The sequence below is a fragment of the Candidatus Phytoplasma pruni genome (assembly GCF_001277135.1).
Lineage (GTDB): Bacteria > Bacillota_I > Bacilli_A > Acholeplasmatales > Acholeplasmataceae > Phytoplasma > Phytoplasma pruni.
In genome coordinates, this window is record NZ_LHCF01000017.1 from 1 (window position 1) to 8060 (window position 8060).

Consider the following 8060-nt stretch of genomic DNA (forward strand, 5'->3'; position numbering starts at 1 on the left):
TTTTCTTTTTTAACAAATTCATTAAAAAAGAAAATTTAATGATTTAAATATTTAAAAAATTATAATAAAATGTCATCTTCAGTTTTCAAAGAATTAAAAAATTATTTTTATTTATTAATTAATGCGATTGAAAAAAATCAATTCACAAAACTAACAAATTAATTATAACATGTAAAATCAATTATTTCAATCTTTTTTTACATTTTATTTAAAAAAATTTAATAATGGTGAAGGGGGATGGATTCGAACCAACGTACCTCACGGAACAGTTTTACAGACTGCTGCGTTTAACCACTTCGCTACCCCTCCAAAGAAAAGTTGCTTTTGAAAATTTCAAAATACATCAAATAAAAATTTATTTGAAAAACTTACTATTTGATTTTAACATATTAAATAAAAAAAATTACATATTTTTTATAAAAAATATATTTTTTTTATAGATGGCAAAATAACTTTGGTTGTTATTTTTTTTCAAGATAAAATCACCTATTATAGGAGTTTTTCTTTTCACAAAAAGACTCTTTAAAACGTATTTTTTTTCCAAAGTAATACATTTTTGTCAACTTTATTTAGAAAAAGTCTTTTTTGATCGAAAAAAGACTATCAATTGAAGTGATTTATTTAATGGTTGTTTGACGATTGCTTATCCAAACTTCCTATGAAGAAATTTAATCACCAACGTCTGCCAAAAACCAAAATAAAAAAATGCAAAAAAAGAAAATAAAAATATTTTATAATCCTTGTTTTTTTAATAAAATATATTTATTTTCCATTAATTTATGATTAATAATTGTTTGAACTATAGTGAATAAATTCCCTACAACCCAATATAAAGATAAAGTTACATCTTTGAAAGAAGCAAAAGTCATTAATCCGATCATCATATAACTGAAAACCTTCATACTTTTTTCTTGAGCTTTTTTTTGTGTTTGTTGTTCTAAAGTTAAAATTTTAGTATTTTGTTTTAAATAAGATGGTTTTTTTAAACTTAATTTGTTTAAGAAAAACATACTTATACCAACGAAAAGAGATAAAACTAATTTAACAATAAGATCAGCTTCTACAGGATTTAAATTAATAAAACCTAAAAAGTGTTTTCCAGTGCGAGGAATGAACATTCCGCCATAAACACGGAAACGATTTAAAGACCTTAACATAGCGATGAAAATAGGCATTTGTAAAAAAGTTATAAAAATGCCGAAAATATTAAAATTGTATTTTTTATATACTTTCATTATCTCCATTTGCATTTGCTGCATAGACGCTTTGTCTTTTCTTAAAACGTATTTAGCTCTGATTTTATCTATTTCTGGTTGAGCTAAACTCATATTCAAAGAAAAGGAACTAGTTTTAGTATAGATCGGCCACGATAAAGTTCTGATCAAAATAGTAGTTAAAACGATGCCTAACCCTAAATTACCGAAAAAAATACCATCTTCTTTGCCGGCAAAGACGTTGGAGAAAAAGTCTAAAGAAGAACCGATGAAAATGATTAAAACATTCCAAATATAACCCCACCCTAAAATGCCAGTCCATCTTAATTTAGAAGGCCATTGGATAGGAGAGTCGCCAGAATCGTCTACAAATAATTTTAAGTTTAAATCTTTTTGTTTTGTTGCGTCTTCTTTTAAAACAAAATAATTGAAGACGCCATTGTCATCTTTTTTCTCTCTGATTGCTTTGTTATAATCATCAGCATGAATTTTTTCTGTCTTATCTTTATCTTTGAAAATTTCAAAATTTGTGACAATTTTAACAGATTTATCAGAATCTATCTTATAAACCAACAATTTTTGTTTGTTAACCTTGTCATAATCGTTTTGACCTAAAGCGTAATCAAAATTAGTTCCTCTTTTGATAGTGAAAAATTGTTTAACAACGTTTGCTGGAGGATTTTTTTTCTCATCAAGTTCTTTTTCAAAAGAGAAAAAATAATCTGTTTTATTTAATAATATAGCATCTATTTTATCTTTTAATGTTTTTTTAAAAGCGTCTATCATTTTTCTACTATTTTCATTTGTTTCAAGAGGGTTAAAATCTTCTTTATTCCATTGTCTAACAACGATATTTTTATTATTTTGAATACCAATTTGAAAAATATTAACATAATTTGAATAATCGGCAAAACTAAAAGATTCTGGATCATTTAATTTTTCCTTCATGCCTTCCAATGTTTTAGTTTGATCTGCAACGCTGACATCATGATTAAAAACAATCTTGATGTCAGCGTCTTTTAACTCTTCTATGTTTTTCTTAGAAGGAAAAGTCCATTGGAAAAAAATAAATAATAAAATAGTTATCGAAAGAAAGGTTAAAATTTTTTGTATTTGTTTAAACGGTAATTTTTTTTTACTCATATTATTAAAATATCCTTATTTAAAAACAATTAAGAAATTTTTTTGATTAAAATTAAGAAATATTTAGATAATCCGACAAAATCAAGTTCTTTCGCTTTTGGTTTAATAACAAGAACGAAAGACGTATGAGGATTGATCATATTCATATTTTGATAAATAATCATTCTTAAACGTCTTTTAATTAAATTTCTTTCGTGCGATTTGCCGTATTTTTTACCAATACTTAAAGCAAATTTAAAATGTTTAAAATGGTTATTTTTAGCATAATATAACGTAAAAAAACCATTTCTGATATTTTTATTTTTATTAAGTTTAAAAATCAAATCGATTTCACTAGTTTTTCTTAAAATAAATTTTCTTTTCATGATAAAAATTTATATTATCCTTTTTTATCTTAAATTTATTTTAAAAAATAAATAATAAATTTATCTAAATTATTTTTAATTAACCGATGAAACAGTTAATTTTGCACGCCCTTTTCTTCTTCTTGCAGATAAAACACGACGACCGCCAACAGTGGCAATTCTTGCTCTAAAGCCGTGTGTTCTTCTTCTTTTAATTTTACTTGGTTGATATGTTCTTTTCATAAAAATGCCAAACCTTCTTTATTTTTTTGTTAATTACTGTTGAAAAAAAATATTAAAAATTTAAGATCACTTCCGTTAATAGCGAACTTAAATGGTAAAATTTTATCAATTGAATAAAATTTCTTTTACTTTTTTATCATCTAATTTTTGCACCAATAAAACTAAAAGTTTGATTGTGTTTTCGATATCTTCTTTGTGAATGATAGAAGCGTGAGAATGAATATATCTAGTCGGAATAGAAATGACTACAGATTCTGCACCTTCGTTTTGTGTATGCATAGAAGCGGCGTCAGTTGTTCCTCCGGATGGAAGCGGTTCTTGAAAAGGTATCTTATTTTCTTGAGCTATTTTCATAATATAATCTCTTAGCCCTTTATGAGCGATCAAACCTTGATCGAAAAAAGATAATTGAGGGCCTTGTCCTAAAACTTTTTTAGAAACGTTTTTATCGCCCGGAACATCATCTGATACTCCTACATCAACAGCTATAGCTATTTGGGGTTTAACTTTATTAGTACTAGTTTTTGCACCTCTTAAACCAACTTCTTCTTGTACTGTAAAAGCGCCAACACATTGGTTAGGATTGTTTTTTAAAGTTTTTAACACTTCCATCACCGATAAAACGCCGGCACGATTATCAATCGCTTTCGCTAATAAAAAGTTAGAATTACCTAAAGTTCTAAACTCTGTGTAAGGAGTAACCATATCCCCTACTCTTACACCTAATTCTTCAGCTTCTTCTTTATTTTGTACACCTAAATCTAAAAATAAACTGCTCATTTCGGGTGTTTTGTATCTTTCTGACGAAGCCAAAGAATGAGGAGGTTTAGCGCCTGTAACGGCGAATAAAACACCTTTTTTAGTATTTATTTGCCATGTTTGGGCTAACATGACTTTAGAAACCCAACCGCCGATAGTTTGAAATTTAACAAAACCTTCTTTAGTGATTTCGCTAACCATCAAACCAACTTCATCAACATGCCCAGCAAGAACTATTTTAGGTCCTTTATCGCCTTTATAAGCTAATAAACTACCTAAATTATCGTATTCAATTTTATCAACTTGACCTTCTACATTATTTTTAATGTATTGGTTAACTGCTTTTTCTTGACCAGAAATACCATTCAACATGGTTAAATCTTTCATTTTTTGTAATAAATCAGACACGACAAATCTCCTTTAGTTTATTGATTGTAAGTTTGTTCGTTAAACGGTTTTGCCATTAGGTTGTGAATCGTTTTTCGATTGTTCTTTTTTTTTCAATTGTTTTGTTTCTTTAATAACTTTATAAACACCTTTAACAAACAAGAATAGGTAAACGAAGAATATAACTGCTAATGTAACTGATAAAGATTTTAAAATAGTATTTTGCAAGTCAAATTTTGCTCCTAATAAATAAGAACTTAACCCGAAAAGAATCAAATAGGAAAAAAAGGCAAAATTAGATTTTTTTTGTTCTTTTTTAGTATAATGCACATAAATTTGAATTAAAAAATGAACTATAAAGATATAAGCGATGATATTAGTCAATTCTAACATCTTAGCTAAATATTCATTGTGAATTAAAGGTTTTACAGATAAGCCAACAGAAATCAAACTTAAAACCGCACTTTCCATAAAGAATAAAAACTTGATAAAACCTTTATTTTTTTTAAATTAGCGAAAGCAAAAAAATAAGCAAACAAAATAATAGAAATAGCTAATAAAATATTGCTCAATTGCCACCCTTGGTATTCAATTTTCGTAGGGTTCCATAAAGAACAAGCAGCAACAAAAGAAAAAATTGCTTTTAATAAGTTCAAAACGGTTTTGCATTTAGGACTTTTTTTTTTCATTTCCATATATCATAAAACACCTTTCTTATGTATTATAAAGTTAATTTTTCTTAATAACTTTTTCAAGAGATTTAATCAAATCTGCTTTTTTCATTTTAGAAACGTCATCTATATTATGTGTTTTAGCTAATTTTTTTAAATCTGTTACAAGCATTTTGTTTAAGTCTAATTCTTCATTTTTTTCAACTTCTGTTTCTTCTTGCGCAACTTTAACTTTTTCCGGCGCTTCTTCAGTCAATTCAACAGTTGATTCAACTGGTGGATTTTCTTCTAATTGAACTTTTACTTCTTTTTTTGTTGTTTTTTCTGATGTATTTTTTTCCTCTTGTTTTGGAGTTTTATTAGTTTTTTGTTGCGCTAAAATAAGTTCTTTTTTTGCTAAATACTCTTTAGCTAATTCAACATAACTAGCAAACATATCGGGTTCTTGATAAGCAATATCAGCCAATATTTTACGATTAACTTCTACTTGGGCTAATAAAAGACCATGAATAAATCGTGAATAACTAATTTTGTTGTTAACACAACCAGCATTAATTCTAGTAATCCATAATTTTCTAAAATTACGTTTTTTCTGTCTTCTATCTCTGTAAGCGTACTGAAGCGAACGCATCACTTGTTCGTTAGCTGTTTTATAAAGAGTGCTTTTGGAACCGAAATAACCCTTCGCTAATTTTAATACTTTTTTACGACGTTTGTGTCTTGCGTTAACAAAATTTATTTTAACCATCTTTTTCCCTTCTTTCTTAGTTTAATGTTGGATTATATTAAATAAGATGTTTAATTCTTTTTACATCAGAAGGATCAACTTGTACAATTCCTCTTAATTGTCTATTTTGTTTAGTTGTTTTAGAACCTGCTAAATGATTTTTATAAGCATGTCCTCTGAAAAATTTGCCTGTACCTGTGATTTTGATGCGTTTTTTTAAACCTTTATGAGTTTTTTTCTTTATCATAATTACCTTCTTATATTGACGAAAATTTTAGTTATTTTATTTTTTAGAAATTAAGGGGACTAAAAGAGCCGACATTTGACGACCTTCTAATTTCGGAAATAAATCAATTTTAGATACATCTTTTAAATCAGATATAATTTGTTGAAAAACTTTTTTACCTAATTCTGAGTGAACTATCATTCTTCCAGGGAAAAACATAGTTATTTTCACTTTGTCGCCTTTAACTAAAAAATCACGAACTTTTTTAACTTTGTATTCTAGATCATTAGCTTGAATATTAGGACTAATACGCAGTTTTTTCAAAACCGTTATATTTTGTTTTTTTTGAATTTTCTTTAATTTTTTTTGTTGATCATAATAAAATTGAGAATAATCCATCAAACGGACAATTTTAGGATTTGAATTACCATTAATTAAGACAACATCTATATCTTTAGAATCAGCTAAATCAAGTATTTTTGATTTTTCAAAAACGCCTAGTTTATCGCCTTTTTCATCAATAACTAAATGTTCTCCGTAAGGTATATTTTCATTGAATAAAACATCAACTTTTAAATTATCTTTTTTATTTTTTTGTATTTAATATCGAATAAACTCCTTTTTTAGAAATAATATTTTTTTCAAAATATTTCATTTTATAAAAAACTAAATTAAAACAAAAAAGTACTTATTATAAAGTACTCTCCGGATAAAATCATAATAAAAATAAATTTTATTTAGCTGTTGTAAAAGACAACTATTATTTAAATTTATTGCGCTTTTCGCCTAAAAATTATCATAATTTTTCAGGCAGAGGAGAGAATCTCTTCATTTTCACATTTTTTTAATACAAATTAATTATACAATAAAAATACCTTTTATCAACGAGAAAATATTGACCTTACATCTTTAAACCGAAAAAAATTTCAATATTTTCTTAATGTCGTAAAAATAAAACTAAATTATTGAAAAAAAATTTAGTTTTATTTTTGATATTTGTGCGGATCAGGTTCATAGATAGCATCAATTAATTTTTTAGTATAAGGGTGTTCAGGGTTTGAAAACAATAAATCGCTAGTTTTTTCTTCCACTATTTGACCTTTATAAATCACTATAATACGGTTGCAAAAATATTTAACAATCGATAAATCATGAGAAATGAACAGCATAGTTAAAGATAATTTTTGATTCAATTCTTTCAATAAATTAATAATTTGTGCTTTAATAGAAACATCTAAAGCAGAAACAGGTTCATCGGCAACAATTAATTTAGGTTCTACTATTAAAGATCTAGCGATAGCAATACGTTGTTGCTGTCCGCCTGAAAATTGATGAGGGAAACGATATAAATCGCTTTCGTTTAAACCCACTAAAGTGATCATTTTCTTAATTTTTTCATCAATAATTTGCTTATCTTTGATTTTTTGCGCATAAAGACCTTCGGCCAAAATTTCTTTTACCAACGCTCTCGGATTCAAGGCAGCTTCGGGATTTTGAAAAATCATTTGTATTTCGCTTAAAAGTAGTTTTCTATTGTCTTTAATTTTTTTGTTATTTTCAGCTAATAAATAATTTTTATCGCCATTATGAAAAAACAATTTACCTTTGGTAGGGAGGTGAATACCTGTAATAATTTTACCAATAGTAGTTTTTCCACTGCCCGACTCTCCTACTAAGCCCACAATTTCGTTTTTATTAATTTTAAAATTAACTTTTCTTAAAGTTTCAAAACCATTAGGAAAAGTGAAAGAAATATTATTAAAGTCTAAAACTGTTTTTTCGAACATTTTATTAAATAAAACCTCCTTTTCTTCTTAATGATTGGATAAATGCAGGCGCTTCATATTTAGGTGCCGAAGGGTGGAGTAACCAAGTGGCAGCAAAATGAGAAGCGCTAATCGGAAACATAGGAGGTTCTTTTTCAAAGTCTATTTTTAAAGCATAAGGATTTCTAGGAGCAAAAGCATCTCCTTGAGGGAAAAAAGTTAAAACAGGCGGTTGACCTTCAATGAAATTTAAATTTTCTTCTTTAGTATTTAAATTTGGCATAGATTGTAATAAAGCCCAAGTATAAGGATGATGAGCGTTATAAAAAATCTCGTTTATTTGACCTATTTCAACAATTTTACCAGCGTACATAACTGCCGCTCGATCAGCAATGCTTGCAATAACACCTAAATCATGAGTAATGAAAATAACTGATAATTGACGTTCTTTGGTAATTTTTTTAATTAATTCTAAAATTTGTTTTTGCACGATAGGATCTAGAGCAGTAGTGGGTTCATCACAAATCAATATTTCTGATTCATTAGCTAGTGCAATAGCTATAACTATTCTTTGACATAT

The 8060-nt window shown here is 27.1% G+C and carries 11 protein-coding genes and 1 tRNA gene; all 12 read right to left on the bottom strand.

The features are described 5' to 3' along the window. Positions 1–225: 225 nt before the first annotated feature. Positions 226–309, bottom strand: a tRNA-Tyr gene (locus CPX_RS02255). Between the two features lie 422 nt (positions 310–731). Further along, positions 732–2357 (bottom strand): YidC/Oxa1 family membrane protein insertase, encoded by a 1626-nt coding sequence (locus CPX_RS02260; RefSeq protein WP_053521552.1) that lies wholly within the window; start codon positions 2355–2357, stop codon positions 732–734. Positions 2358–2386: 29 nt separating this feature from the next. Then, positions 2387–2722, bottom strand: a complete 336-nt coding sequence (gene rnpA, locus CPX_RS02265; RefSeq protein ID WP_053521553.1) for a ribonuclease P protein component — start codon at positions 2720–2722, stop codon at positions 2387–2389. Between the two features lie 75 nt (positions 2723–2797). Beyond that, positions 2798–2944 (bottom strand): 50S ribosomal protein L34, encoded by a 147-nt coding sequence (rpmH, locus tag CPX_RS02270; RefSeq protein ID WP_017191894.1) that lies wholly within the window; start codon positions 2942–2944, stop codon positions 2798–2800. A gap of 105 nt (positions 2945–3049) precedes the next feature. Beyond that, positions 3050–4111, bottom strand: coding sequence for a M42 family metallopeptidase (locus CPX_RS02275; protein ID WP_053521554.1), 1062 nt, complete (start codon positions 4109–4111; stop codon positions 3050–3052). Positions 4112–4150: 39 nt separating this feature from the next. Then, positions 4151–4561, bottom strand: coding sequence for a hypothetical protein (locus CPX_RS03395; protein WP_235443251.1), 411 nt, complete (start codon positions 4559–4561; stop codon positions 4151–4153). After that, positions 4543–4785, bottom strand: a complete 243-nt coding sequence (locus CPX_RS03400; protein ID WP_235443252.1) for a hypothetical protein — start codon at positions 4783–4785, stop codon at positions 4543–4545. Before CPX_RS03400 ends, CPX_RS03395 begins: the two co-directional genes overlap by 19 nt. Before the next feature lie 34 nt (positions 4786–4819). After that, entirely contained in the window at positions 4820–5509 is a 690-nt protein-coding gene (rplT, locus tag CPX_RS02285; protein ID WP_053521555.1) for a 50S ribosomal protein L20, read from the bottom strand. Positions 5510–5546: 37 nt separating this feature from the next. Next, positions 5547–5735, bottom strand: coding sequence for a 50S ribosomal protein L35 (gene rpmI, locus CPX_RS02290; RefSeq protein ID WP_017191898.1), 189 nt, complete (start codon positions 5733–5735; stop codon positions 5547–5549). Between the two features lie 36 nt (positions 5736–5771). After that, on the bottom strand, positions 5772–6314 hold the full coding sequence (gene infC / locus CPX_RS02915) for a translation initiation factor IF-3 (protein WP_084007118.1): 543 nt from the start codon (positions 6312–6314) through the stop codon (positions 5772–5774). Positions 6315–6697: 383 nt separating this feature from the next. Continuing rightward, entirely contained in the window at positions 6698–7501 is an 804-nt protein-coding gene (locus CPX_RS02300) for an ABC transporter ATP-binding protein (RefSeq protein ID WP_053521556.1), read from the bottom strand. A 4-nt stretch (positions 7502–7505) separates the two neighbouring features. Then, positions 7506–8060: oligopeptide/dipeptide ABC transporter ATP-binding protein (locus CPX_RS02305; protein ID WP_161802337.1), on the bottom strand; the 555-nt coding region annotated here is incomplete at its 5' end.